Source organism: Paenibacillus sp. LHD-38, assembly GCF_031157315.1.
Taxonomy (GTDB): domain Bacteria; phylum Bacillota; class Bacilli; order Paenibacillales; family Paenibacillaceae; genus Pristimantibacillus.
Genome location: NZ_JAVIFU010000023.1, coordinates 1 through 25,092, shown reverse-complemented (window position 1 = coordinate 25,092; position 25,092 = coordinate 1). Strand labels below are relative to the sequence as shown.

At 46.1% G+C, this 25,092-nt stretch carries 22 protein-coding genes; 12 read left to right on the top strand and 10 right to left on the bottom strand.

All coding sequences use genetic code 11. The features are described 5' to 3' along the window. Positions 1–36: 36 nt before the first annotated feature. Positions 37–705, bottom strand: a complete 669-nt coding sequence (locus RCO25_RS19640; protein ID WP_308997827.1) for a queuosine precursor transporter — start codon at positions 703–705, stop codon at positions 37–39. A 143-nt stretch (positions 706–848) separates the two neighbouring features. Between RCO25_RS19640 and helD the strand changes: the two genes are divergently transcribed. Beyond that, complete coding sequence (gene helD, locus RCO25_RS19635) at positions 849–3,176, top strand: RNA polymerase recycling motor HelD (protein ID WP_308997826.1); 2,328 nt, start codon at positions 849–851, stop codon at positions 3,174–3,176. Between the two features lie 2 nt (positions 3,177–3,178). On the opposite strand, the gene RCO25_RS19630 is transcribed toward helD, so the two are convergent. After that, on the bottom strand, positions 3,179–4,072 hold the full coding sequence (locus RCO25_RS19630) for a helix-turn-helix domain-containing protein (RefSeq protein WP_308997825.1): 894 nt from the start codon (positions 4,070–4,072) through the stop codon (positions 3,179–3,181). A gap of 697 nt (positions 4,073–4,769) precedes the next feature. Here RCO25_RS19630 and glgB point away from each other — a divergent pair. From glgB to RCO25_RS19600, 6 genes are all read left to right on the top strand, one after another. After that, positions 4,770–6,677, top strand: a complete 1,908-nt coding sequence (gene glgB, locus RCO25_RS19625) for a 1,4-alpha-glucan branching protein GlgB (protein WP_308997824.1) — start codon at positions 4,770–4,772, stop codon at positions 6,675–6,677. Between the two features lie 16 nt (positions 6,678–6,693). After that, the gene (locus tag RCO25_RS19620; protein ID WP_308997823.1) at positions 6,694–7,860 is read left to right on the top strand and encodes a glucose-1-phosphate adenylyltransferase; all 1,167 of its coding nucleotides are present in this window, start codon (positions 6,694–6,696) and stop codon (positions 7,858–7,860) included. Further along, positions 7,857–8,969, top strand: coding sequence for a glucose-1-phosphate adenylyltransferase subunit GlgD (gene glgD, locus RCO25_RS19615; protein ID WP_308997822.1), 1,113 nt, complete (start codon positions 7,857–7,859; stop codon positions 8,967–8,969). Before RCO25_RS19620 ends, glgD begins: the two co-directional genes overlap by 4 nt. 106 nt (positions 8,970–9,075) lie before the next feature. Further along, on the top strand, positions 9,076–10,539 hold the full coding sequence (glgA, locus tag RCO25_RS19610; RefSeq protein WP_308997821.1) for a glycogen synthase GlgA: 1,464 nt from the start codon (positions 9,076–9,078) through the stop codon (positions 10,537–10,539). Then, positions 10,521–12,506 (top strand): glycoside hydrolase family 15 protein, encoded by a 1,986-nt coding sequence (locus RCO25_RS19605; protein ID WP_308997820.1) that lies wholly within the window; start codon positions 10,521–10,523, stop codon positions 12,504–12,506. Before glgA ends, RCO25_RS19605 begins: the two co-directional genes overlap by 19 nt. 255 nt (positions 12,507–12,761) lie before the next feature. Further along, the gene (locus RCO25_RS19600) at positions 12,762–14,111 is read left to right on the top strand and encodes a GntP family permease (protein ID WP_308997819.1); all 1,350 of its coding nucleotides are present in this window, start codon (positions 12,762–12,764) and stop codon (positions 14,109–14,111) included. Positions 14,112–14,189: 78 nt separating this feature from the next. Here the strand turns inward: RCO25_RS19600 and RCO25_RS19595 are convergent, their stop codons facing one another. After that, complete coding sequence (locus RCO25_RS19595; protein ID WP_308997818.1) at positions 14,190–15,035, bottom strand: MurR/RpiR family transcriptional regulator; 846 nt, start codon at positions 15,033–15,035, stop codon at positions 14,190–14,192. Between the two features lie 133 nt (positions 15,036–15,168). Here RCO25_RS19595 and gnd point away from each other — a divergent pair, with 133 nt between their 5' ends. Next, positions 15,169–16,065 (top strand): phosphogluconate dehydrogenase (NAD(+)-dependent, decarboxylating), encoded by an 897-nt coding sequence (gene gnd / locus RCO25_RS19590; RefSeq protein WP_308997907.1) that lies wholly within the window; start codon positions 15,169–15,171, stop codon positions 16,063–16,065. Positions 16,066–16,171: 106 nt separating this feature from the next. After that, positions 16,172–17,710 carry a gluconokinase gene (gene gntK / locus RCO25_RS19585; RefSeq protein WP_308997817.1) on the top strand — a complete coding sequence of 513 codons (1,539 nt, stop codon included), beginning with the start codon at positions 16,172–16,174 and terminating at the stop codon, positions 17,708–17,710. A gap of 53 nt (positions 17,711–17,763) precedes the next feature. On the opposite strand, the gene RCO25_RS19580 is transcribed toward gntK, so the two are convergent. Both RCO25_RS19580 and RCO25_RS19575 read right to left on the bottom strand, forming a co-directional pair. Next, on the bottom strand, positions 17,764–19,632 hold the full coding sequence (locus RCO25_RS19580) for a prenyltransferase/squalene oxidase repeat-containing protein (RefSeq protein WP_308997816.1): 1,869 nt from the start codon (positions 19,630–19,632) through the stop codon (positions 17,764–17,766). A gap of 104 nt (positions 19,633–19,736) precedes the next feature. Then, positions 19,737–20,621: a LysR family transcriptional regulator gene (locus RCO25_RS19575; RefSeq protein ID WP_308997815.1), complete on the bottom strand. Its 885-nt coding sequence runs from the start codon at positions 20,619–20,621 to the stop codon at positions 19,737–19,739. Positions 20,622–20,816: 195 nt separating this feature from the next. Here RCO25_RS19575 and RCO25_RS19570 point away from each other — a divergent pair, with 195 nt between their 5' ends. Continuing rightward, the gene (locus RCO25_RS19570) at positions 20,817–21,845 is read left to right on the top strand and encodes a YeiH family protein (protein WP_374992135.1); all 1,029 of its coding nucleotides are present in this window, start codon (positions 20,817–20,819) and stop codon (positions 21,843–21,845) included. Between the two features lie 109 nt (positions 21,846–21,954). Here RCO25_RS19570 and RCO25_RS19565 read toward each other — a convergent pair whose 3' ends face one another. Genes RCO25_RS19565 through RCO25_RS19545 form a run of 5 tightly spaced genes read right to left on the bottom strand, consistent with a single transcriptional unit; the run spans position 21,955 to position 23,746 of the window. Further along, positions 21,955–22,383, bottom strand: a complete 429-nt coding sequence (locus tag RCO25_RS19565) for a spore germination protein GerPE (protein ID WP_308997814.1) — start codon at positions 22,381–22,383, stop codon at positions 21,955–21,957. Between the two features lie 16 nt (positions 22,384–22,399). After that, positions 22,400–22,609, bottom strand: a complete 210-nt coding sequence (locus RCO25_RS19560; protein ID WP_308997813.1) for a hypothetical protein — start codon at positions 22,607–22,609, stop codon at positions 22,400–22,402. Further along, positions 22,609–23,277 carry a spore germination protein GerPC gene (gene gerPC, locus RCO25_RS19555; RefSeq protein ID WP_308997812.1) on the bottom strand — a complete coding sequence of 223 codons (669 nt, stop codon included), beginning with the start codon at positions 23,275–23,277 and terminating at the stop codon, positions 22,609–22,611. Before gerPC ends, RCO25_RS19560 begins: the two co-directional genes overlap by 1 nt. A 41-nt stretch (positions 23,278–23,318) precedes the next feature. Next, on the bottom strand, positions 23,319–23,522 hold the full coding sequence (locus RCO25_RS19550; protein WP_308997811.1) for a spore germination protein GerPB: 204 nt from the start codon (positions 23,520–23,522) through the stop codon (positions 23,319–23,321). Then, complete coding sequence (locus RCO25_RS19545; RefSeq protein ID WP_308997810.1) at positions 23,519–23,746, bottom strand: spore germination protein; 228 nt, start codon at positions 23,744–23,746, stop codon at positions 23,519–23,521. Before RCO25_RS19545 ends, RCO25_RS19550 begins: the two co-directional genes overlap by 4 nt. 151 nt (positions 23,747–23,897) lie before the next feature. Between RCO25_RS19545 and RCO25_RS19540 the strand changes: the two genes are divergently transcribed. Together RCO25_RS19540 and RCO25_RS19535 are read left to right on the top strand one after the other, a co-directional pair. After that, the gene (locus tag RCO25_RS19540; protein ID WP_308997809.1) at positions 23,898–24,323 is read left to right on the top strand and encodes an Hsp20/alpha crystallin family protein; all 426 of its coding nucleotides are present in this window, start codon (positions 23,898–23,900) and stop codon (positions 24,321–24,323) included. 389 nt (positions 24,324–24,712) lie between these two features. Beyond that, positions 24,713–24,937 carry a hypothetical protein gene (locus RCO25_RS19535; protein WP_308997808.1) on the top strand — a complete coding sequence of 75 codons (225 nt, stop codon included), beginning with the start codon at positions 24,713–24,715 and terminating at the stop codon, positions 24,935–24,937. The last annotated feature ends 155 nt before the right edge of the window (positions 24,938–25,092 follow it).

Here is a 25,092-nt window from a genome sequence, read left to right as displayed (position 1 = left end):
GATGCCAGTCAGTGGGCAATCCCGCTTTTTGGGTCATTAAATGATGTTGTCTTCGCGGAAAGTAAAGCTTCTTGCCGCATATAGGAATGGAGTCGAACATAGGGATACAATAAATTTTATGACATATGTCGACAAGAAAGTAGAAAGCCATAGCTTACTATCGTAGCCAGATGCGCCGGCGAAAGCAATCGTGCAAAATATGAATGTATCAACAAGCTGACTTACCGCTGTGCTGCCATTATTGCGAATCCATAACTGACTCGGTGCAGGACAAAAACGTTTTAATACCGAATAAATCTTTACATCAAGAAATTGACTAACGAAATAGGCACATAAGCTTCCTAAGGCGATGCGAGGCATCAGTCCGAATATGGTCTCCAAAGTCCCTTGTACTTGTAAAGGAAATGGCTCGGCAAGTGGATTAAATAGGAGAGCCATCTGCATAATAATGGTCGTAGCGATAAGTGTGAAAAAACCGAACCATACGGCTCGCTTAGCTACTTTCTCGCCATACTTCTCATTTAGAAGTTCGGAAGCTAAATTTATGGTGCCGTACATCGTGTTGCCAAGCGTAATGGCAATGACCATGCCGAAAGCATGGATATCGATTGTTTTGACAACTTGTATATTGGCAAGCACGGTAGCCATCCCAATCCAGGCATAGATGGCGACTCGGCCGAAAAAACGATTTTCTGCCTTTGTCATTATAAACGCTTCTAATAACCTCGGCAATCACTTTTCGTCGACGTTTTCTTTGATCAGCAGAAGATGGTAAAATGGATGATGCCGTTTTAATTCGGTACATTTATTATTTCAGAAGCCTTACTAATGAGTTAAGGAGTGGTACAATGACTAATCTTAATGATCAACTAAAGATAGAGCAGCAGCGCGTAGATAGCGTAACCGAGATCATTCGAATAAGGATAGAGGAATTCCGTGGGCAGGTTAGCGGCATGCACGGGGATATTGTCGATATACGCCGCAATTTCTGGGATGATGTTACGCTGAATTTTGAAGATGCCGCCGAGTCGGCGGAATCGCATGCGAGCATGAAACAGCAGGCAGAGGTACTGTCGGAGCGTGAAAGAAGCCATCGGCATATCGAGGAACAGCTAAAAACCTTATTGAAGCTGGAGCATTCCCCCTATTTTGGACGAATCGACATCAGCGAGCAGGGCCAACAAAATTCAGAGCCTATTTATTTAGGCGTTGGCTCGCTGCTTGATGAAAACGGCTATGAGTATCTCATTTATGATTGGCGTGCTCCCGTTTCCAGCCTATATTACGATTATGGGCCAGGTCCGGTTCAATATGAAACGCCAAGCGGTACGATAAAAGGCGAAATGTCACTCAAACGCCAATTTATCATTCGTGATGCTCAGATTCGAAGTATGTTCGATACGGGCGTGACAATAGGTGATGAGCTGCTGCAAGAGGTTCTCGGGAAGCAGTCCGATGCTCAAATGAAAAGCATCGTGGCTACTATACAGCGCGAACAAAATCGTATCATTCGTAACGAACGTGCGAGGCTGCTTATCGTGCAGGGAGCCGCTGGAAGCGGGAAAACATCTGCTGCCCTGCAACGCGTAGCCTATTTGCTCTACCGCTATAGGGGTATACTTCAGGCGGATCAAATCGTCCTATTCTCACCGAATCCGATGTTCAACAGTTACGTGGCAACCGTATTGCCCGAACTTGGCGAGCAGAATATGCAGCAAACGACCTATCAGCAATATTTAGAGCATAGATTGGGCAAAACATTTTCGCTGGAAGATCCTTTTTCACAAATGGAATATACATTGGCAGCGCATAACGATGAGGGTTACGAAGCAAGAGTCGCCGGAATTACTTATAAATCAGGTGTTTCCTTTATGCATTTAATCGATAGTTATGCGGCTGAGCTTGGTCAAGCCGGGCTTTCCTTTAAAGCGGTTATCTTTAAAGGCAGAACATTAATTAGCGATACTTCAATCGCTGAACAGTTTTATAAATTGGACCGCATGATGTCAATCGGCAACCGAATGCGTCTTACGGCGGAGTGGATGCTCAAGGAGCTCACGAGACTGAGCCGCGAGGAGCGAGAGCAGGATTGGGTGCAAGAGGAGATTGAACTGCTCGATCAGGAGGCCTATGCGAAAGCCTTTGAGGAATTGCAGCGGAAAAACCGATTCGCGGGCAACTCATTTGATGATTTTGATGCGGAACGTGATTATTTGGCCGCGATGGTCGTGCAGGAGAAATTCAAAAAGCTGCGCAGACGGGTGAAACGTTTGTTGTTTTTGGATGTGCCGATGATATATAAGCGTTTATTTGATCAAGACTCATCAATGCTGCAACGATCATGGATAAAGCAGCAAGAGCTTCCGGGAAATTGGACGGAAATTAGTAGACAGACGCTTGCGAAGCTTAACAGCGGTGAAATTTTTTATGAGGATGCCACGCCTTATTTATATTTGAAGGAAAAGCTGGAGGGCTTTCATACGAATACGTTGGTTAAGCATCTTTTCATTGACGAGGCACAGGATTATTCACCGTTTCAGTATCACTATTTGAAGCGGATTTTTCCAAACTGCAAGATGACCGTTCTCGGCGACCTGAATCAATCGATTTTCGCTCACGCCTTATCAGGCAACGGATTTGAGCCTTTTACGGAGTTGTTCAGTGAGGAAGAGACAGAGAAGATCATTTTAGCGCGAAGTTACCGTTCGACTAGGCCGATTGTTTCGTTCACAAGCCGGATGATTGAAGGCGGAGAGCTGATCGAGCCCTTCAACCGGGATGGTGCTGAGCCAACGGTTACCAAAGCGGAAGACGACGGCCGGCTTATCGCAGGGATTCAGGATAGAATCCATAAATTGGTTGAGGCAGGCTATCAATCGATAGCGGTTATTTGTAAAACAGCTGAGGAGAGCCATCGTATTCATTCGTCCTTGCAGGCCCATGTACCTAAGCTCCGACTTGTCGAAAAAGAAACGGTAACGTTCGAAAAAGGCATTATCGTAATACCGACTTATTTGGCGAAAGGTGTCGAATTCGACGCTGTCGTAATTAGTAATGCAAACAATGAGCATTACGGGCGAGAAAGTGAGAGAAAGCTGTTTTATACAGCATGTACAAGAGCGATGCATGAGCTTCATCTGTTCTATACAGATGAGCCCACTTCTTTCATTCGGTAATCTTATTTTCTTACTTCTGACCAGATTTCATGAACGTCGACTTGAAGCTCCGAAGCGATCAGCTCTGCTGTGAGTCTTTGGGGCTTTAAAATTTTGCCGTTGCGCAGTTTTGAAATCGTTTGGATGGATATGCCGGTTAATGAGGACAAATGACCTGCCGTAATGTCCCTTTTGGCCATCCATATACGAAGTTTCATAGAAGAATCAATTTGATCATCTACCGGGCGTAAATCCCAGATAACGAATGCAAATTCAAGCACCTCGCCAAATCCATCGATAATAGGGGTGAATGTGACGGACAACTCAAGCTCAATTCCGCTCAGCTTGCTCGTCTTCAACAGCACGCTTCGCTCTTTCTTCAACTGATGGGCCTCTTGAATGATCTTCTTGATTTTGACGTGTTCGGTCGTATCTAAAAATTGGAGCAGCGTCTCGTCTTGCATTTTGCGGTCTGGCTCGAAAAGAAGCGGCGCCAAGCTGTCTCTCAAAAAACGTACATGCTGATGACTGTCGACGATGCCGCTGATCAATACTTTATTTCTCTCCGCTTGCTGTTCGAACCACTTATAGGGAGTCAAATCCTCAAAAATAATATAGGCCCTGCAAGAGTTGTCATCGCTGCATTTTGGCAAAGGCTGTTGGTCGATTCTTACCGAAATTTGACGTTTTAACTTCGTATTCAGGAGAACCTCACTTTTTACCACCTGTTTTGAATTGTCTATATGGTATTTTTGAAGCAAATATTTGCTCTTCTTCGATTGAAGTTCCTTAAGCGTATACCCAGATAACCGAAGGAAAGCATCATTTGCATCTTCAATTGTTACCTCACTTTCATTTTGGCAAAGTATAATCATAGGCTGGTACATTAATTTGAAAATTTGACTATAAATCGACAACACCAAACACTCCTCATAATTCCATTCCATTACCCAATAACCAAGTAAAAGTATAAAATAGCGCTTCATGACAAACAAGTATATGAATTTGACGGTTTCGTGCATGTTTCACGATTGTCAATTGAGTTTAATTAATTAAACTCGGTAGCTTAATTCATACCAATACGGTGCATATGGTTTATAGTTTGGTCTAAATTACCTGTAATAAACGTACAGCAGGCTTTATTCTAATTCATTTTCCCGATAATATGATAGCAGACAACCAGAGCGTATCAGATTTTAACGACTTGGCAAACACAGGGGAGACTGAATATGAACCATTGCAGCATAGAAAACTGTATGAAGCCGATTAAAGCAAAAGACTTATGTGCGATGCATCATCAGAGATTACTGCGACACGGGGACCCGAATACGGTCAGACCTCGTCGAGTAAAACAAGTTTTAAACTGCAAATGGGTAAATTGTATTAAAGTATCAATTACGAAGGGTTACTGCGCTAAGCATTATTACATCCAACGTGTTACGGGCACAAGTCAGATCAATGTCACTTAATCTGACATGGGAATAAATAATACTGTCGAATTCTATGAAAACGACTGTGTTTTTTTCACCAAACCATGTATAATGTGGATAAAGTATTGCAAGCACCGCTGATTCTGACTCGTCATTGATCATCCAACAGGGGGTGAAACCAAGAATGGTTCAAAAGGCACCGAACGGGCTTTCGCACAAGGATTTATATTTGTTTAATCAAGGCACTTCCTATCACAGCTACCGTTTTATGGGTGCTCACCTTGTCCGAGTGGACGGTAAAGACGGCGTAAGATTTACGGTTTGGGCTCCAAACGCAGCAGAAGTGCGTGTTATCGGCGATTTCAATAAATGGGTAGGTACGCTCCATTCTATGGACAGAATTGATGCAACAGGCATCTATTCCCTGTTTGTCGCTAACATTGGTGAAGGCGAAGTGTACAAATACGAGATCATAACACCGGAAGGCGCCATGATCAGAAAAGCCGATCCGTATGCATTCTTTGCAGAACGTCGGCCTGGCACCGCATCAATTGTATCTCGGTTAAGCGGCTATAAATGGAAGGATGGAGATTGGCAGTTAAAGAAAAGCAAGCTGCCGGCTTATAACAATCCTTTGCTCATTTATGAGGTGCATGCCGGTTCTTGGAAAATCAAAGGAAAAGAAGATTTTTTCACTTATGAAGAATTGGCTGATGATTTAGTCCCTTATGCGGCAGAAATGGGCTATACACATATTGAGCTAATGCCCATATCCGAACATCCGCTAGATCAATCTTGGGGATACCAAATTACGGGTTTTTATGCCGTTACGAGCCGTTACGGCTCACCGAAGCAGCTGATGCGATTTGTTGATAAATGCCATCAGTCAGGCATTGGCGTTATTTTGGATTGGGTTCCGGGGCATTTCTGCAAAGACGACCATGGCCTTCGTCTTTTTGACGGCACGCCCATTTTTGAAGGAGCAGATGCCAAACGTGCGGAGAAGCCGCTATGGGGCACATTGTCTTTTGATTTTGGCAAACAAGAAGTCGTTAGTTTTCTTATTTCCAATGCGATGTATTGGATGGATATGTTTCACATCGACGGTTTACGAGTTGATGCCGTTGCAAGTATGATTAATTTACATATGGACAAACCGCCGGAAATGCACACCTATAATTACTTAGGCGGACCTGACAACCTAGATGCTCTCCGCTTCATAAAGAAGCTCAATGAAACCGTGTTTCATTATTACCCCGATACTCTAATGCTTGCTGAAGATTCTTCCGCATGGCCCGCTGTTACTGCACCAACCTACAAAGGCGGCCTCGGATTTAATTTTAAATGGAATATGGGCTGGATGAACGATATGCTGCGCTATATGGCGCTGGATCCTTCTGACCGCTCAAGCCACCACCATCTCATCACATTTTCACTCCTTTACGCTTTTTCAGAAAATTATGTTCTACCTCTTTCGCATGACGAAGTCGTGCATGGAAAACGTTCGCTTTTAAACAAAATGCCTGGAAGCTATGAAGAAAAATTTGCTCAATTAAGGCTTTTTTACGGATTTTGGATGACTCATCCCGGTAAGAAATTATTATTCATGGGAAGTGAGTGGGGCCAGTTTGACGAGTGGAAGGACGGCGATATGCTGGACTGGATGCTGCTGGAATACGATATGCATCGAAGCATGCACCACTACGTAAAAACACTTAATCACTTGTATGTTGATCAGCCATCGCTGTGGGAGCGGGATAGCGAGCATGGGTGCTTTGAATGGATTGATGTTCATAATGCCGCTCAATCGGTCATATCCTTTATCCGCCGCGGAAAATCCGATTTTTCTATCGTAGTGGCTAATTTCTCCAGAAATGATTACCAGGAGTTTCGTCTAGGTGTTCCAGAGCCAGGTTCATATCGCTCTTTCATAAATAGTAACGATGAGCAATTTGGCGGTACGGAAACACAAACAAATCAATGCTACAGCAGCGAAAGCGTCGCTTGGCACGGTCACAATCAAAGCATTACGATTCACTTGCCCCCCTTAGCATTCATGTACTTCACCTTAGATTCGGGGAACACACATTAAGAGAGGGTTGGTGTCCATGGGCCGAAAAGAAATGATCGCAATGCTGCTCGCAGGAGGCGAAGGTAAAAGATTAGGCGTGCTTACAAAGGATTTAGCGAAGCCAGCTGTCTATTTTGGAGGAAAATACAGAATAATTGATTTTACATTAAGCAACTGTGCGCATTCTGGAATTGATACAGTAGGGGTACTTACGCAATATCAACCGCTTGAGCTCAATCGTTATCTAGGCATCGGCAGTCCTTGGGGTCTTGACCGGCGCGACGGGGGCATGACGATTTTACCGCCGTTTATGAAGCAAAAAGGCGGCGTTTGGTATAAAGGAACGGCAAATGCCATTTATCAGAATATGTCCTTCATTGAACCTTATAATCCGGAATATGTGCTCATTATTTCAGGCGATCACATTTATAAGATGGATTATGAGCTCATGCTGCAGCATCATAAGCGCTCAGGCGCCGATGTAACGATCGCAGGCATCGAAGTTGACTGGAAAGAAGCAAGTCGCTTTGGGGTTATGCATATCGACGATGAGGACCGTATAACCGCTTTCGAGGAAAAACCAAAAAATCCAACCAGCAATATCGCGTCCATGGGAGTTTATATCTTCACTTGGTCCGAGCTGCAAAAATATTTGATTTACGATGAAGCTAGCCGCACCTCGAGTCATGATTTCGGCAAGGATCTCATTCCTGCCATGATGCGGGACGGCAAACGGCTTCATTCCTATCCTTTCAAAGGGTATTGGAAGGATGTCGGAACTATCGACAGCCTATGGGAAGCGAATATGGATCTGCTTGCCGATGAGCCGTCATTGGAGCTGGCAGACTCTGATTGGAGAATCTATTCCGTTAATCCTAATCAGCCGGCTCAGCATATCGGGGCTAAAGCAGCAGTGACAGCTTCCATGATAACGGAGGGCTGTTTGATTGAAGGCAGCGTTTATCGTTCTGTATTGTTCTATGGCGTCAAGGCTGAGAAAAATACGGTAATCTCCGAGTCGGTCGTCATGCCCAATGTGAAAATAGGCGAGGGAGCACACATATATAGAGCCATAATCGGTGAAGGTGCAGTCATTCAAGCTGGAGTAACGATAGGCAGCCCTGATGATGACACGATAACGGTTATTGCCGTTGACCAATATGTTACGAACGATCATTTGCTGCGGGAGGTGGAGCACTCATGAAGCATAAAGTCATGGGCGTCATTAATTTAATTCATGAGACGGATGAGCTCGAAGGATTAACACAGGGCCGTTGCCTCGCAACGGTGCCCTTTGGCGCTCGATATCGCTTAATTGATTTTATATTGTCCAGCATGGTTAATTCGGGCATTTCAAAGGTAGCGGTATTTGCGCATACCAAATACCGTTCGCTGATGGATCATCTTGGTTCAGGCAAGCATTGGGATCTTCAGCACCGACAAAGCGGTTTATTCGTGCTTCCGCCGGCTACTGACGATATCCAAGAAATCAGCCGCGGCGATTTATATCACTTCTATCAACAGCGTGATTATTTTAATCGCGCATCGCTAGATTATGTGGTTATTACCCGCAGCCACATGGTTTGCAATATTGATTTTGAAAAGGTCATTCAATTCCATTTGGAGCGCGAAGCTGATATTACGGTCGTTTGCAAACAGCAGACAGATCTGCTGTCAGGCAAGGCTCGTAAGGTGAAGATGAATGAGGATGGCCGAATTACGGCGATTCAAGACCACTATGGCCGTATGGCGAGCGACATCAGCTCTATGGAGATGTACGTCATGCGCAAGGATTTGCTAATGGAACTGGTAGAAACCTCGTTGGCACAAGGGCAGGATCATCTTGTTCGGCACGCGATCTTCTCCAGACTCGACCAGCTCAATGTTTACGGCTATATGTATGAGGGTTATTTGGGCGTTGTGAACACGCTCGGAAGCTATTACCGCAATAATATGAATTTGCTTGATCCAGACGTTTGGAAAGAGCTTTTCTACCAACCAGGCCCGATTTTCACGAAGGTTAAGGATGAACCTCCAGCACGTTATTTAGGAAGCTCAAAGGTTTCGAATTCGCTTATTGCAAACGGCTGTCGAATCGAAGGAACGGTCGTTAATAGTATTTTGTTCCGAGGTGTACATGTCCAAAAGGGTGCAATTGTAAGCAATAGCATCGTGATGCAAAACGGTATTATTGGTGAAGACAGCTTTTTGCAGCACAGTATTTTGGACAAGGATGTACGCGTTGAAGCGGAGCGAGACATTCGCGGTGCCGCTAGTGCGCCATTTTTAGCTGGGAAAAGAAAAATTATTTAATTTATTTTGCCGCGAAACATGCGCTATACCACGATAGGAATACGCAAGCCGTTTCCGATTAGGTTGATGCATTGCTGATGCGGCGTCCATATGAAAGGAGAATCCTATGAACATTTTGTTCGCAACCTCAGAAGCTGTGCCGCTTGCGAAGACAGGCGGACTCGCCGACGTTGCAGGGGCGCTCCCTAAGGCGCTGAATAAGCGGGGCGTTGATACCAGAGTCGTTTTGCCTAAATATGAAGAAATACCTGCTGCCCTTATTGGGCAGTTTGAGCAAATCGCACATTTTACGGTTTCCTTTGGCTGGCGCAATCAATATTGCGGGTTGCTGAGGGCTGAGTTTGACGGTGTTATATATTATTTGATCGATAACGAGTTTTATTTTAAGCGCAGAGGTCTTTATGGTTATGGGGATGACGCTGAGCGCTTCGTGTTCTTCTGTTTTGCGGTGATGGAGGCTGTGCGTTACATGGATTTCCATCCTGATATCGTTCATTGCCATGACTGGCAAACCGGACTCATACCGTTTCTACTCAAAACAAGGTACTATCACGATCCGGCATGGGCATACACCAAATCGGTATTTACCATTCATAATTTGAAATATCAAGGCTTGTTCGGTATTGACCTGCTAATGGATTTGCTTGGCGTGGGACCTGATATGTTTTTTGCTGACAGCTTGGAATTTCATGGAGCAGGAAGCTGTATGAAGGGCGGTCTTGTCTACGCAGACAAGCTCACGACTGTCAGCAGCACCTATGCGGAGGAAATCCAAACGGAATATTTTGGTGAGAAGCTGGACTCCCTGCTTAGATACCGATCAGGCGACTTAGTGGGTATCGTAAATGGAATTGATGACGAACTGTTTGATCCCATGAATGATAGCTCATTGGACATTCCATACCGAAATTCCTTAAGCCGCAAGCGAAAAAATAAAGTAGAGCTCCAACGCGAGTTTGGGCTTCCTCAATCAGAGGATATTCCCCTAATCGGCATTGTATCCCGGTTAGTGGAGCAGAAAGGCTTTGATTTAATTACGGCTACGCTCGAAGAGCTGCTGCAAGATGATGTGCAATTTGTTGTGTTAGGTGCCGGTGATGCGAAATATGAGCAGTTTTTCAATCATATTGCATACCATTATCCCGATAAATTTGCCGTTTGGATCGGCTATGACGATCGGTTGGCCCGTCGAATTTATGCAGGCTCGGATATATTTGCGATGCCTTCTCAATTTGAGCCATGCGGTTTAAGTCAGCTTCTCGCTTTGCGCTATCGCTCTGTACCGATTGTTCGAGAGACTGGTGGATTAAAGGACACGGTACAAGCCTATAACGAATATACTGGCGAAGGTAACGGCTTCAGCTTTACTAATTACAACGCGCATGATTATATGTATACCGTGCGCAGAGCATTAGCTCTATATCGTAATCAGGAAGCCTGGAAGCAAATCGTGAGTAACGGCAGCAATGAAGATTATAGCTGGAACCGCTCCGCCAAAGCCTATATATCCGTTTACTCACAACTCTTAGCGCATCGAAAGGAGAAAGAGTCATGGCCCGTCATCTTGTAATCGGCAACGGAAAGATGCTCCTTAATTTGGATCAGCATTGCTATATTCGGGACATTTATTATCCATTCGTCGGGCAGCTAAATCACGTTGGCGGTCAATATTGCCGCTTAGGCGTGTGGGTGGAAGGTGCCTTTAGCTGGTTGGATGAGCCCGAGTGGAAGTTTGATTTAGATTATATTGATGATTCGTTAGTTACGAATATTACGGCAAAGCATGATGGTTTAGGTATTGAACTCCATATGAATGACGGAATTCATCAACGGGAATGCATTTATATTAAACGGGTTGTTATTCGCAACAGAACAAACGATACCAAAGAGGTTCGTTTGTTTTTCCATCAGGATTTGATGATTGACGGCTCTGAGGTCGGCGATACTGCCGTTTATTATCCGGAAAATCACACCCTCTATCATTACAAGCGGAATAATTATTTCATGTTCAACGGTTTCTCGGACGAAGGCGGGATGACCCAATATTCGACGGGGATCAAAAGGTTCCAATCCGCGGAAGGCACGTGGCGCGACGCAGAGGACGGCGTGCTAATGGGCAATTCCATCGCTCAAGGCTCGGTTGACAGTACGATCAGCTTCCGTACAATCGTAGCGCCAAACAGCGATAAATCCGTGTATTACTGGATGTCTATTGGTCAGAATTTAGAAGAAGTTAAGGAACTCAACCAATACGTGCAGGATAATCATCCGGAAAAGCTGCTCAGCCGAATGGTCATTTACTGGAAGCATTGGCTTCGCAGGGCAGAAACCGACCTCGGCGACCTGCCGCATGATGTTGTGAAAATGTTCAAACAAAGCTTGCTGCTCGTTCGAACGCAGGTTGATGAACGGGGAGCCATATTGGCAGCAAACGATACCGATATTTTGCAATATAATCGGGATCATTACAGCTACATGTGGCCGCGTGACGGAGCGCTTATCGCGGATGCCATGTCAATGGCGGGCTATCAGAGCGTTATAGCACCGTTTTTCCATTTCTGCGCGCAAGCTCTGTCGCCTGAGGGATATTTGTATCACAAATATAATCCAGACGGCACAGTAGGCTCCAGCTGGCATCCTTATATTGTGCAAGGAAGCAGGCGTTTGCCGATACAAGAGGATGAAACGGCGCTCGTGCTGTTCGCCTTGTGGAAGGATTATTCTCGAAATCAGGTCATTGAGCTGCCGCAGTCGCTTTACAGCAACTTAATCCGGAAGGCAGCTACCTTTTTAAGCTCATACATGGAGCCTTCCTTGTCGCTACCAAAGCCAAGCTACGATTTATGGGAGGAACGCTACGGGATTTGGACGTACACCGCAGCTTCCGTTTACGGCGGTCTGATGGCTGCGTCATTCTTTACGGATCTCTTCGGAGATTATGAGCGCAGCGACCATTACAAGAGTACGGCAGAGATGATCAAGCATGGCATTATTACGCATCTGTGGGACGAGGAAACGGGTCGATTCGCTCGCGGTTTAATTCAGAAGGATAACCGATGGGTGAAGGATATGACGCTCGAGAGCAGCTTGTTCGGTGTATTGGAATTTGGTGTGCTTCCCGTCGATGATTACCGTGTCGTTCAGACGATGCTGGCGATCAAAGAAGGTCTGCAGGTCAAAACGCATATTGGAGGAATCGCTCGTTATACGAACGATTATTATTTCCAGCAGTCTGGCGAAATTGACAAGGTTCCAGGCAACCCTTGGATTATTTGCACATTGTGGGTAGCTAACTTTGAGATAGATTCCGCTAAGACGCTGGAAGAGCTGGAAGGGCCTCGTCAAACGCTGCAATGGGTGTCGGACCATGCGCTTCAAAGCGGCTTGCTGCCTGAGCAGTTGAATCCGTATGACGGAAAACCATTATCAGTTGCACCGCTCACCTGGTCACATGCAACAGTTGTGCACAGTGTAAGCAAATATGCAGAGAAATATAAGCGACTTCGTCTCGAAAGGGAATTAAACAATAATTTGTGATATTCCTTTCAGATAAGCATCTAAAAAAGAACCCGCATGCTGTATTTCAAGCATGCGGGTTCTTTTTGGCCTGCTTTTTTTTAATTGTGAAGGCTGTTTGAATGAAATGATTTTTATTAACCATAATATAGAACTGAATATTCAACAAAAATAATAAAATATTTTTCTATGATTAATATTGATTTGAGAAATTTTTTTTCATATAATTGATAAGCTTGCTCGGTAAATTCTCAAGACAACTTAGGAGGGCACACTATGTTATTACTTATCGTTTTGGCGGCTATTGTCGTATTGCTGCTACTCATCACAGTGGCTAAGCTTAATCCGTTCGTCTCGTTGATCGTTACCGCGATCGGGGTAGGACTTGCAACGGGAATGCCTTTGTTCACCACGGAAACAGGCGGACCAGGCATTATTGACTCTATTAAGACAGGAATGGGGAATACGCTGGGCTTCCTTGCGATCGTTCTTGCACTGGGGACGATGCTTGGAAAAATGATGGCTGAATCCGGAGGCGCCGAGAAAATCGCGCAAACCCTCATTAAACGTTTCGGTGAAAAAAATGTTCATTGGGCGATGATGTTTGTAGCTTTTATCGTCGGTATTCCAGTCTTTTTCCAGGTTGGCTTCGTATTGTTAATTCCATTGGTATTTACAATTGCTCGGCAGACGGGTGTATCCTTAGTCAAAATTGGCGTACCGCTTGTAGCGGGCCTTTCCGTTGTACATGGTCTTGTTCCCCCTCATCCGGCAGCGATGGCAGCAGTAGGTATCTTCAATGCCGATGTTGGCCTGACGATCCTGTACGCCATTATCGTGGGTCTCCCGACTGCGATTATTGCAGGCCCTATGTACGGTCAATGGATAGGGAAACGGATTCATAAGACAGTTCCTAAGGAAATTGGAGATCAGCTGGCAGAGGCAGACTCTACAAGAAAATTACCGGGCTTTTTTAACACGGTATTTACGGTTCTAGTGCCTGTTATCCTTATGCTTACGTCTTCCATTGCTGAGCTTTTTCTTGAGAAAGAAAGTGAGCTTTACCAAGCATTGCGCTTTATCGGCGATCCAGTTACAGCGTTATTGATCGCAACCATCTATTCCTTCTTTAGCTTAGGTTTCTTCCGCGGTCTCAGCAGGGAGACTGTACTTAAATTCACGAACGATTGTTTAGCTCCAACAGCGACAATCTTGTTGGTCATCGGCGCTGGGGGAGCTTTTAACCGCGTTTTGCTCGATTCTGGTATCGGTGAATATATCGCGGATTTGGCAACCTCTACAAATGTTTCACCGATATTGCTCGGTTGGGGGATTGCGGCGTTGATCCGCGTAGCGACAGGTTCTGCTACGGTATCCATGATGACAGCAGCAGGAATTGTAGCGCCAATTGCTGCGGTTGTGCCAGGGGCTAATTTGGAACTGCTTGTTCTTGCGACAGGAGCAGGATCACTTATTCTGTCTCACGTAAATGATTCAGGGTTCTGGATGATTAAAGAGTATTTCGGAATGTCCGTGAAGGAAACGCTTTTGACTTGGACGGCTCTTGAAACCATTATTTCCGTAACTGCGCTTTTGCTTATTCTAGTGGTGGATATCTTCGTCTAATCGAACGAAAAAAGGTGAACCGTTGACCTCGCAGTCAGTAGCTCACCTTTCTTCTATAACATTAATTATTAGAATGGATCAAATTCTTGTCTCGGAAATAGCTTCGCGTACTTTTTCAAGAGAAACATTCGCTCTGTCTTTATTAATAATCATGACATTGACATAGAGGGCATCGATTAAGCTAAGCTGACCGATTCTTGAGGCAAGAGCTTCGGAGCGGTATTCTGTTTCGTCTGAGCTCGTATGAAGTGAAACGTCAGCATGCTGGCTGATGGGCGATTTTGGAAAACCGGTTATGGCTATTGTCTTTGCGCCATTCTGGCCCGCTGTCTTCAAGATTCGAATGGTGTCCTTATTCGTGCCCGAGTGCGAAATCACAACAGCGACATCCTCCTTCGTCAACTGCGCGGCAGACATGAGCTGGAAATGCGCATCTGTAAAAGCAAAGGCTTGTTTGCCGGAACGTATGAATTTGTGAAAGGCGTCCATTGCAATGACGCCAGAGCCGCCGATCCCGTAGAAATGAACGCGGTTCGCACGTGCTATAAAACCTACGGCTTTGGCAAAGTTGTCACCGTCCAAAATTTGGAATGTGTTTTCCAAGGTCCGTATGTTTGATTTAAAAACCTTTTCGGCAATTGTTTTTTCATTGTCGTTCTCGTTAATCTCTTCATAAATCTGCTGCATCGGCGTCATGATCTCAGATGCCAGCGCAATTTTCATCGCTTGATAACCTTTATAGCCGATATGCTTGCAAAAGCGAAAAACGGTAGCTTCTGCGACATTTAAATCGTCAGCCACCTCGTTTATTGTGCTATGAATGATTTTTTCCGGATTGTTTAGGATATATGTAGCAATTTTCTTTTCTTTTTCGCTGAACCTTGCATAATAAGAACGGATTTTACCGAGCATGTTTTGCACCATGGTAGTTGCTTCCCCTCGTGTAGCAGCTTTTTTCATGAGAAGTATAACATAAATGGCACAATGATCCTATATCGCATGCTGATAAGCATGCAAAGCAGCGCAGTTTTAAAAACCTTTTAGGAGATGAATAATGATGCAAATAGGTATAATCGGGTTAGGTAAAATGGGTTATAATTTAATGCTTAATATTATGGAACACCAGCATAAAGCCGTTGTTTTCGATGTGAATGCAGAAGCAGTCGAGAAAGCTGCAGCGGATGGAGCGCAAGGGGCAGAGTCTATAGCGCAGCTGGTTAAAAAGCTGAACGCACCGCGCGTAATTTGGATGATGGTACCGGCTGGCGAGCTAACGGAATCGGTTATCGAGGAGGTAAGCCAATCGCTGGAAGCTGGCGATATTCTGATTGACGGCGGAAATTCCAACTACAAGGATACGATTAGAAGAGCAAAACAGCAATTGGAGCAAGGCGTTCACTTCCTGGATGTCGGCACAAGCGGCGGAACATCAGGAGCAAGAGACGGCGCATGCACGATGATTGGCGGGAATAAAGAAGCGTTTGCTTCCGTTGAACAGCTGTTTCACGATATTTGTGTAGAGAACGGTTATTTGCACGCAGGTGAAAGCGGCAGCGGCCATTTTTTGAAAATGGTGCATAACGGTGTTGAATATGGCATGATGCAGTCGATTGCAGAAGGGTTTGAGCTTCTGGAAAAAAGCGCATACGACTTCGATTTCGAGAAAGTAGCGAGGGTGTGGAATAACGGCTCCGTTGTTCGCTCATGGCTGATGGAGCTCACGGAAAACGCATTTGCAAAGGATGCTCGTCTTGAAGGATTAAAAGGCATCATGCATTCTTCAGGCGAAGGGAAATGGACACTAGAAACCGCCTTGGATCTGCAAACCGCGACGCCCGTTATCGCTTTATCGCTTCTGATGAGATACCGCTCACTAGAGGAAAATACATTCTCCGGCAAAGTTGTGGCAGCACTGCGTAATGAATTCGGCGGACATAGCGTCGTAAGCTCATAAGGCTCTGAATTGAATATATATCGGAAGAAATGTTATTGTAATAGTTATAGATTCTCTAAGAAGCAAAACAGCTGATAGTCTGGCAAAAGCATAGGGAGGTACGGAGATGAAAACAAAATATGTAATCGGTGTAGATATCGGCACGACGAGCACGAAGTCGGTTCTCTTTACGACAAAGGGAGCTATTGTAGCAAGCCATGGTATAGAATATCCGCTGCATTCTCCTTCACCGGCCATCGCGGAGCAGGATCCTGATGAGATTTTTAATGCGGTGCTGGGTACGATCGGACAAGCCGTTAAAAAAAGTAACGTTCAGTCAGAGGATATTTTATGCGTGTCATTTAGCTCAGCCATGCATAGCGTCATCGCCGTAGATCGTGCAGGTATCCCATTAACGAAATGTATTACGTGGGCTGATAATCGCAGCATGGAATGGACGAACAAGATCAAAAACGAATGGAACGGCCATAATATTTATTTGCGCACAGGTACGCCGATTCATCCAATGTCTCCGTTATCCAAACTTACTTGGCTTCGCTATGATCATAAGGAGCTTTTTGAGAGTACTTATAAGTTTATTTCGATCAAAGAATATGTCTTTTTCAAGCTGTTTGGCCGTTATGTCATCGATTATTCTATTGCATCCGCAACCGGGTTATTTAATCTGAACAACCTGCAGTGGGATGAGGAAGCATTGTCTGTAGCTGGCGTTACGCCAGATCGGCTATCAGAGCTTGTTCCTACAACCTTTAAGATTGAGGGCTTAGCCGAAAATTTCGCGCAGCAAATGAACTTGCTGGCCTCTACACCGTTTGTGGTCGGTGCAAGTGACGGTGTGCTTTCGAACCTCGGCGTAAACGCGATCGATCCCGGTGTCGTTGCCGTTACAATTGGCACGAGCGGTGCGATTCGCGCGGTGACGGACAAGCCGGTAACGGATCCGAAGGGAAGAATTTTTTGTTACGCGCTGACTGAGAAGCACTGGGTGATCGGCGGTCCCGTTAATAACGGGGGAATGATCTTCAGATGGGTTCGTGATCAGATCGGCACGGAAGAGATTGCAACGGCGAAACAGCGGGGCATCGATCCTTATGAACTGCTGACTGAGCTTGCCGCGAAGGCGAATCCGGGCTCGGACGGCCTTATTTTTCATCCTTATTTGTCTGGTGAGCGCGCACCGCTATGGGATGCGAATGCAAGAGGCTCATACTTTGGTCTTGGCTTGCATCATAAGAAGGAGCATCTTATTCGAGCGGCATTAGAAGGCGTTATCTTTAATTTATACAGCGTTCTGATGGCGTTAGAGGAGCTTACAGGCAAGCCAACTAAGATACAAGCGACAGGCGGATTTGCAAGATCGGAGCTTTGGCGCCAAATGATGGCTGATATTTTCGATCAAGAGCTCCATGTGCCCGAAAGCATTGAGAGCTCATGTCTTGGGGCCGTCATTCTTGGCTTGTACAGCTTAGGGGAGATCGACTCGTTAGACGTGGTTGCTGACATGGTAGGAGGCTCGCATTTCCATTTGCCAAACAAGGAAAACGCCAAAATCTATGCCGAGCTGATGCGTATCTATATTCGTGTTTCAAGACTATTGACAGAGGAATACGCAAGCATTGCGGCATTTCAGCAAAAATACGTATAGCATTGCAATTAAAACAGCCGAGTGTCTCGGCTGTTTTTTTTGTGCAATGAAAACTATGATCCGTATTTTTTAAAAATGGAGGTGAGGGTGAGCAATGGCCAAATATAATTGTTGCTCGGATAGTTGACGTATACGCTTCCCGGCAGCCCTGCTCCGGTTGGGTAGCCGTATGTCCAATCACGTCGTTCGAGCAACTGGTGAAGAGCATCGACCCCTTTTTGCATGGCGGCGGTCGGTTTCGCATTAGCAGCGATGAGAGCATCCAGCGCCCAAGCGGTTTGAGAGGGAGTGCTTGCGTTTAGCGGAATATAACGCTTCTCTTTATCACTTAGGCAGGACTCTCCCCAGCCGCCGTCCTCGTTTTGAATGGCCAGAAGCCATTTGATCGCTTTTTTTATGGCGGGGTGATCTGTAGAAACGCCTACTGCGGTCATGCCTTGGACAGCAGCGCCAGTGCCGTGGATATAAGCAATACCCCACCGTCCGTACCAGCTGCCGTCCCGGGTTTGCTGGGATAGCACCCAGCGCACGCTGTCTTCGACCCATTTCTGACTGATGGTCATATCGAGCTCATCCCCAATAAAGCTTAGCATGCGGCCCGTTAAGTCAACGGTAGACGGATCCGTTGAAATATCGGCAGAGCCCTCGAAAGTAAAGAAGCTGGCAGGCAGCTGTTGCCCATTGCGCTCGAAAGCAGGCCAGCCCCCGTCATCATTTCTCATCGTTAATACCCAGTTTAGTCCTCGCTGCCAGTTGGCTTGTAATCCATTTTCTTCTGATACATAAGGCCGAATGGCTCGAAGCGCTGCAGCACTGTCGTCAACATCCGGATACAGCGTATTGACTTGGGAGAAGCCCCAGCCTCCTGGCGGCGTATTCGGCATGCGTTTTGCCCAATCGCCTAATCGAATGTGTTGTCTTTCCAGCAAATAAGCGCCTGCCCGTTCCATAGCTGCATGTTGAGACGGAAGACCCGTCTCCCGCAAAGCGTATGTAATCATGGCGGTATCCCACACCTCAGAGGATGCGACCTGCAGATGAGGCCGATCACCGCATAATAACGATAGGATTCCTCCTAATAATCGGTTAACGGGTGGCGATTGAGGGGAATAGCCAAGAGCCAGCAAAGCTAAAATCATCAAAATCGTCGCTGTCGAATACGTAAGCAAGGTGCCGTTCGGCTCTAACCTGTCGAACATAAACCGTTCGGCTTGCTCTAATGCGGTGTTGGAGCTGCCAGGCAGCAGGCTTGTGAGCGGCAAGCTGGAGATAAAGCCATTTAAAGCGGATATCCAGGTAGAATCGTTGGCAAATGCACGCGAGGAGCCCGTAAATAAAGAGGACAAATCAGGCATTGTGACCGTTCTGCGCACAAATTGTTTGTTGGCCATGATTAGTGTCGGGACAAGATGAACGCGCGCGTGGCCGGAAAGCGAGAATAGATCAAGGCCGATTCCCAAATCAGAAAAGAAAGCTTCGAGCGGGATACGTAATAAACGCGGCCAGTCGGCTTGACCAGTAGCGGCGAAAATAACCTGTGTGAGCAAGGTTCTGGCTTCTGATAATCCGCCGCGCTGCAAAATAAAATGCTTAGCACGCACCATACGCGGATCGTAGTCAGCGTAGTATCCCGCATACAATAATGAAAAATAAGCCTCGGCAGTAGCCTCCAGGTTCCCCTCGGATTCATCGGGATACACCTTCCATGAGCCATTTGCTTCTTGCTTGGAGGCAATTCTCGCAGCAAGCAGCCGGATGAGATGCTCATCCGTCCTACCCAGCAAGCGAAGCAATATGATCAGGTAGCTATCCGTCATTGTGCCGGAATCAAAGCACATTCGCCAAGCGCCGTCCCGAGATTGCAGATTAAGCAGCTCTGCTGTTAAATCATCTATCCGTGCACGGATTCGGTTCATATCCATATGGCGCATTCATCCTTTGCAACCGTAATAGCTCTATGTATATGCGGAGGCATGCGATGAAAGTCGAAGATCAAGGCTGTAATGAGTCTGCCTTTCCGCTGGGCTTAGCGATTGGTTGCTAACAGCGTTTGAATGAACATCTTTAAAGCCATAGAATTCGTACCATCCTTATGACAGATCAATGAAAAATCCCGCTCGAAGCGTCCCTTGTTGAGCGGGAGCTCGAGTAATTCCCCGGATTCCAATTCTTTGCGCACGATCCATCTTGAGAGCAGGGCGATGCCTAAGCCGGATACAACCGACTCTTTCACGCTTTGGCTGCTGTTGAACACATAGGAGCGTTTCGGGACAATTCGGGCATCCGAAAAAAAACGATCACTGAAGGCGCGAGTGCCAGATCCGCTTTCTCGGAGCACCCACACTTGATTTTGAAGCATCTCGCCATCTACAATCCGGGCAGCGGCGAGAGGATGTGAGGAGGGAGCAATAAGAATCATTTCATCTCTCATATAAGGCGTAATAATCAAATCAGCGGCATGTGCTTCACCTTCAATGAGTCCGATGTCCAGCTCATTTGACCGGACGGATTGCACGATTTCCTCTGTGTTTCCGATTGTGACTTGCATAGCAACATGGGGGTACATGGCAGCAAATTCTGCAAAGCGTTTTGGAAGCACGTACTCGCCTATCGTAAAGCTTGCTCCAATCATAAGTGATCCGGTCACCTGATCTTGAAGGAGCTGTATATCCTGTTTTGCTTCCTCATATAAAGACAAAATCTGTTTAGCTTTGTGATACATGATATCACCGGCTTCTGTAAGGCGGACATGCTTGGGAGATCGATGGAGCAGCTTCGCGCCCACCTCATTTTCCAAGTTGCGGATATGTTGGCTGACGCCGGGCTGGGAAAGATTCAATAATTCGGCCGCTCTTGAAAAATGGCTTTGCTCCGTCACAGTTACAAAGACTCGCAACGCTTCGATTATCATTATTATCCCTCATTATTGATTATGTTTTTAAAGACTATTTGCCCAATATAAGGCTTATATGACGGCAATGCAATGACAATCATAAGTATTGTTTATGATTAACATAGGGAATACGTATTTCACAACCTGCGGAAAGAGACGTATAGTGAAAACAAATAGGACAGCAAAGATCGTATCGAAGCAGAGGTGAAGGGCATGACTTACAAGGAGATGCTAGTTAATCATTCCTATAAAAGGATAGGGTTCTCGCTGGGGATCGCAATGACGCTGCTCATTGCCGTGCTTGCAAAAATGATTGCGATGCTCCCTTTTTTTAGCATAATGGGGCAACTGGTTGTTGCTATTTTACTCGGCATCGTTTTTCGAGCTTGGGCGGGAGTTCCGGAGATGGCGGCGGATGGAATTGCGTACTCTAGTAAAAAGCTGCTGCGCATCGGCATTATTCTGCTTGGGATGCGGCTTAATTTGTTCGATATATTTCATGCAGGCCCCAAGGTGCTTGCCATTGCGGTTATTAATATCGCGTTTACGATATTTGTTGTGTATGGATTAAGCAAATGGCTTGGCATAGACAAAAAGCTCGGGATATTAACCGCATGCGGGACAGCAATCTGTGGCGCTGCCGCCGTTGTTGCCATTGCTCCGCAGGTGAAGGCTAATCACAATGAAACAGCGATTAGCGCGGCGACGGTCGCCATTCTGGGGACGTTGTTTACGCTGGTTTATACGGCACTTTATCCAGTATTGAAATTAAGCGCTGCAGGCTATGGCATTTTCTCGGGAGCCACGCTGCATGAGGTCGCCCATGTCATTGCCGCGGCTGCGCCTGGCGGTCAAGAAGCTATAGATTTAGCTGTTATCGTTAAGATGACACGCGTAGCAATGCTTGTCCCAGTCGCTGTTATCTTAGGTATTTGGCACAGTCGCAAGGCAGATAAAACTCAAAAGGTTAACCTGAAAAACCTTCCGATTCCGTGGTTCATCGTTGGTTTCCTCGTGATGAGCGGTGTTCATACTTTAGGCATTATTCCTGATGCAGTGACGGAATACCTCATTTCCGCCGCTTATATACTACTGGCAATGGCGATGGCGGGTCTTGGTCTTGGCGTAGATATCGTTATTTTTAGAAGATTAGGAAAGAAGCCTTTTATCGCCGGTTTTATTGGTTCTGTATTGCTTGCGGGACTTGGTTTACTGCTTGTCCACGGTTTTCAATTGGCATAGCTCGTCACAAAATAGGACAGGAAGGAAGAAATAATCGGATAAGAAAGGGGGTCAAATATGACCCCCGCCTACGAAGGACAAGAGCCTTGCATTAGAATTGATAGGATTATTAGCCGGCGGGTGGCACGGTACTTGGCCGGGGATACTGGCGAATATGCTTGATACGTGATTCACCGGTAAGCTTCATCCCATTACCGATTTGGATGCTGGCGGATGAACCGGATGCTATGACATGTATGTTTCCGACGATAATGTTAGGTGAACAGTTGGTGCGTATCAACTGAACGCCTCGTCCGTCTTCAAATTCAGGATCGACCAGAACGGGAAGGGGACGGTAAAATATCGGGTACGATTCAAAAAAAACATCCCCTGCTGTCGTATGATCCTCTTGCCGCTGAAGTGCAAGCGCGCGAATCATGCCATTTGTCTCGGCGCGGTCGCCAAACTGAACCGTACCTGCTGACGCGACGCTGATGATACAGATCGATCCAACATTCGCTGTACGTATCGGGTAGCTGTTCTCTGATTGTACATTCATTCGACTCATTCGCTTTCTAAGATTCGCCTTGTGTGCCGTCTTCATCCTCAGGAAGCGGTAACGGTGCCAGTGGGCCTACGATAATGGATTCTGGCGGCGTATCGAACATGGAATATAAAGCTACATTATCTGTATCTCCAACTTGCAGCATCGATGCGCTGGATACACCAAGTATTTCTATTTGCCCAACGCTCAAATAATGATTGATCACTTTGAATTGAAGCATTATGCCATTCCTCCAGATGAAGGCGTACCCGTCTGCAGCTGGCGCATGTAGGCGAGAAGCGCAGCATCGGTATCCCTTCTTGTTTTGGCTAGGATGCTAGCCGTTTTCGAATCGTCATCCGCTTTCGCTTTCTGAGCATCCGTGCCTTGATCCGTTTTGTGCAAATAGTAATGTATGCGCGAAGGTACCTGTTTACGGATATCTTCTATAATAATCTTTCTATGATAAGGGTCGAGCGGAATACAAAGCTCATTCTCGTAAGAAAGCAGCTTTTGCGGGACTTCAACTTCCAAATAACGGGTCATTTCATTGAAAATATCGTCGTACTCGCCGCTTGGGGCTGGAATAGAAGAACTGGCGGAAGGGAAAACCTCCGGTTTCGATACGGATAGCTGTTCAATATTGCCTGGAAAGGAATCTCCGCCCATACCGGGAGCAGTCATGCCGATATTTAACGTGCCGTCCAGCTTTTCGACCTTCAATTGATCAAAATGATATTCAATACTCTCGATATTGTACGTAGGACGTGCTTCGAGCTGCTTGATCTGTTCACACAAAGCGAGGATCTTTGCGTTAAGCGCATCGAGCTGCTCCTGCTGCTCTTTGAGTTTATTTTGAACTTCAAGAGACCACATTTGCCAAGGCGACAGTGGATTAGGCTGCTGCATGAGACTGCTCCTCCTTCTTGTGATGGGTTCGAACATACCCCCTAAGATGGGTTAGGCAAAGGCACGAAAGAAAGCGGATTATCTCCACCGAGCTCTGGAGCGGGTTCAATGAACCCGCCGGTGTTATACATCTGCGACAACGAGCGAATCGAACCCGCGCTGCCGACCTGCAGGACAGAGCTGTTAGATACGTTTTCGACACGAAGCTGATGAATGGTAATTTGCTGATGAATGGTCAGATTCATATCACATTCACATCATTGGACGTATTGTCTTGTACGTCGGGATCAATGGAGTTTGTTGCACTAACAGCATTATTGGAGTTGGTTAGGCTGCCGGTTAAGAACGAGCCTGATCCGGCGTATGTCTTGGTGTTGCTAGATGGAGAGACTTCCAAGGAATCGCCGAATTGGACAATAGAGCCGGAACCTATGCTTACAATTTTGACAAAGCCGACAACAGCTGGCATGAGCATCCTCCTTTTTTTATGGGTGTTTGATGAAATCGATGACCGTGCTATATCTTATGCGGCATCCGCCCAGAGGTTCCCTTGTTGGATGTATCGTGAGCGGTGATGGGCGCATATACTGGCAGAAGTGCTGGAAGGCGGGTGTTTGCTTGTGGCATCCAAATGGGATGATATGGAACGATGGATGGAGAGACAGCAGCTTCCTAAAGGGTTTGAGCTGCTTCGCGAGCCGGATTGGGTTGAGCAGTACGTGCGTAAAATGATGACAAAAGCGCTGCCCGAAGTGGCTGGTGTTATAATTGGCGGGGGATCAGCTACCTTTTCCGAGACTCGACACTTTGTTCATGTGAAAATAAATTTACCGGACGGCTTTGATAAGGAGCAGCTGCGATTGTTCGTGCGGGAGGATCGGCTTAGGCTTGAGGGGCTGCCCGGCGGTAAAAACGAGACGATTAAGCTGCCGAAGCTGGTGAAGCCGCGAATCTGCAAAACGCTGCTGAAGGATAAAGTGCTGCAAGTAAAGCTGCAGAAGCGGCCGATAAATCGTACTTACCATGAAGCTGTCGTACGTTGGTAGAGGTATCGGCTCAAGTGGGCGAGGGCGCATGTCGTTTGATATGTGCTCTTTTTGTCACGAAATCGACAGGGTTTACGGCTGGCTAATGGCATCTCTATCCTTTATAATGTCTAATGAACATGTACATATCAGCAAAAAAAGGGAGTGTGTTCAGTGTCATTAGTCGATGTAAGCAGTGTTTCTGCTTCGTTATTCATACTCGGAATCGTTTTTTTAATGCTAATTTTCGGATTGCTTAGCTTTGGAATTTTGCGCATGTTTCAACAAAGATTTCGTACAGGCTGGGTTAGCTTTGCGGGAGCGGCCGTAAGTTTCGTCGTTTTTATGTTTATATTAAACAAGTGGTATCTATAGCCGTTCTATAGCTGATCACGAACGGAGGTAAGAGCTTGACCTGGACATTGATCTGGTTTGTCGTTAACATGCTATTTGTTGTATCCATTATCACTTATATGTTTATGCATCGTTCATACGCGGAAGCGAAGCGGCAATCTAACGACTCCGAACTCCTTAAAAGGTTAAATACAAGGCGGTTGCTGGTTGGGATTTTGAGCATCGTGCTATTCTTGGCGATGTCGGCCAGTTTTATGATTAATATGAGATTAAACGGTTAAAAGAAGGCTCTCATTGGAGAGCCCTGCAAAAGCCTTGCTTTTGAGTAAAAGTAAGCTTCAAATTGGAAATGTTATCGCGGAAACTAAAAAAGCAGCTCGTCCCTCATCCGAGGGCGGGCTGCTTTTGCTCTATCAGCTTCACCATTCGTTTCACA

What these genes read in the sequence shown, in the direction of transcription:
- RCO25_RS19640 (WP_308997827.1), bottom strand. Translation starts at nt 705, where the DNA reads ATGACAAAGGCAGAAAATCGTTTTTTCGGCCGAGTCGCCATCTATGCC.
- helD (WP_308997826.1), top strand. Translation starts at nt 849, where the DNA reads ATGACTAATCTTAATGATCAACTAAAGATAGAGCAGCAGCGCGTAGAT.
- glgB (WP_308997824.1), top strand. Translation starts at nt 4,770, where the DNA reads ATGGTTCAAAAGGCACCGAACGGGCTTTCGCACAAGGATTTATATTTG.
- RCO25_RS19620 (WP_308997823.1), top strand. Translation starts at nt 6,694, where the DNA reads ATGGGCCGAAAAGAAATGATCGCAATGCTGCTCGCAGGAGGCGAAGGT.
- glgD (WP_308997822.1), top strand. Translation starts at nt 7,857, where the DNA reads ATGAAGCATAAAGTCATGGGCGTCATTAATTTAATTCATGAGACGGAT.
- glgA (WP_308997821.1), top strand. Translation starts at nt 9,076, where the DNA reads ATGAACATTTTGTTCGCAACCTCAGAAGCTGTGCCGCTTGCGAAGACA.
- RCO25_RS19605 (WP_308997820.1), top strand. Translation starts at nt 10,521, where the DNA reads ATGGCCCGTCATCTTGTAATCGGCAACGGAAAGATGCTCCTTAATTTG.
- RCO25_RS19600 (WP_308997819.1), top strand. Translation starts at nt 12,762, where the DNA reads ATGTTATTACTTATCGTTTTGGCGGCTATTGTCGTATTGCTGCTACTC.
- RCO25_RS19595 (WP_308997818.1), bottom strand. Translation starts at nt 15,035, where the DNA reads ATGGTGCAAAACATGCTCGGTAAAATCCGTTCTTATTATGCAAGGTTC.
- gnd (WP_308997907.1), top strand. Translation starts at nt 15,169, where the DNA reads ATGCAAATAGGTATAATCGGGTTAGGTAAAATGGGTTATAATTTAATG.
- gntK (WP_308997817.1), top strand. Translation starts at nt 16,172, where the DNA reads ATGAAAACAAAATATGTAATCGGTGTAGATATCGGCACGACGAGCACG.
- RCO25_RS19580 (WP_308997816.1), bottom strand. Translation starts at nt 19,632, where the DNA reads ATGGATATGAACCGAATCCGTGCACGGATAGATGATTTAACAGCAGAG.
- RCO25_RS19575 (WP_308997815.1), bottom strand. Translation starts at nt 20,621, where the DNA reads ATGATAATCGAAGCGTTGCGAGTCTTTGTAACTGTGACGGAGCAAAGC.
- RCO25_RS19570 (WP_374992135.1), top strand. Translation starts at nt 20,817, where the DNA reads ATGACTTACAAGGAGATGCTAGTTAATCATTCCTATAAAAGGATAGGG.
- RCO25_RS19565 (WP_308997814.1), bottom strand. Translation starts at nt 22,383, where the DNA reads ATGAATGTACAATCAGAGAACAGCTACCCGATACGTACAGCGAATGTT.
- RCO25_RS19560 (WP_308997813.1), bottom strand. Translation starts at nt 22,609, where the DNA reads ATGCTTCAATTCAAAGTGATCAATCATTATTTGAGCGTTGGGCAAATA.
- gerPC (WP_308997812.1), bottom strand. Translation starts at nt 23,277, where the DNA reads ATGCAGCAGCCTAATCCACTGTCGCCTTGGCAAATGTGGTCTCTTGAA.
- RCO25_RS19550 (WP_308997811.1), bottom strand. Translation starts at nt 23,522, where the DNA reads ATGAATCTGACCATTCATCAGCAAATTACCATTCATCAGCTTCGTGTC.
- RCO25_RS19545 (WP_308997810.1), bottom strand. Translation starts at nt 23,746, where the DNA reads ATGCCAGCTGTTGTCGGCTTTGTCAAAATTGTAAGCATAGGTTCCGGC.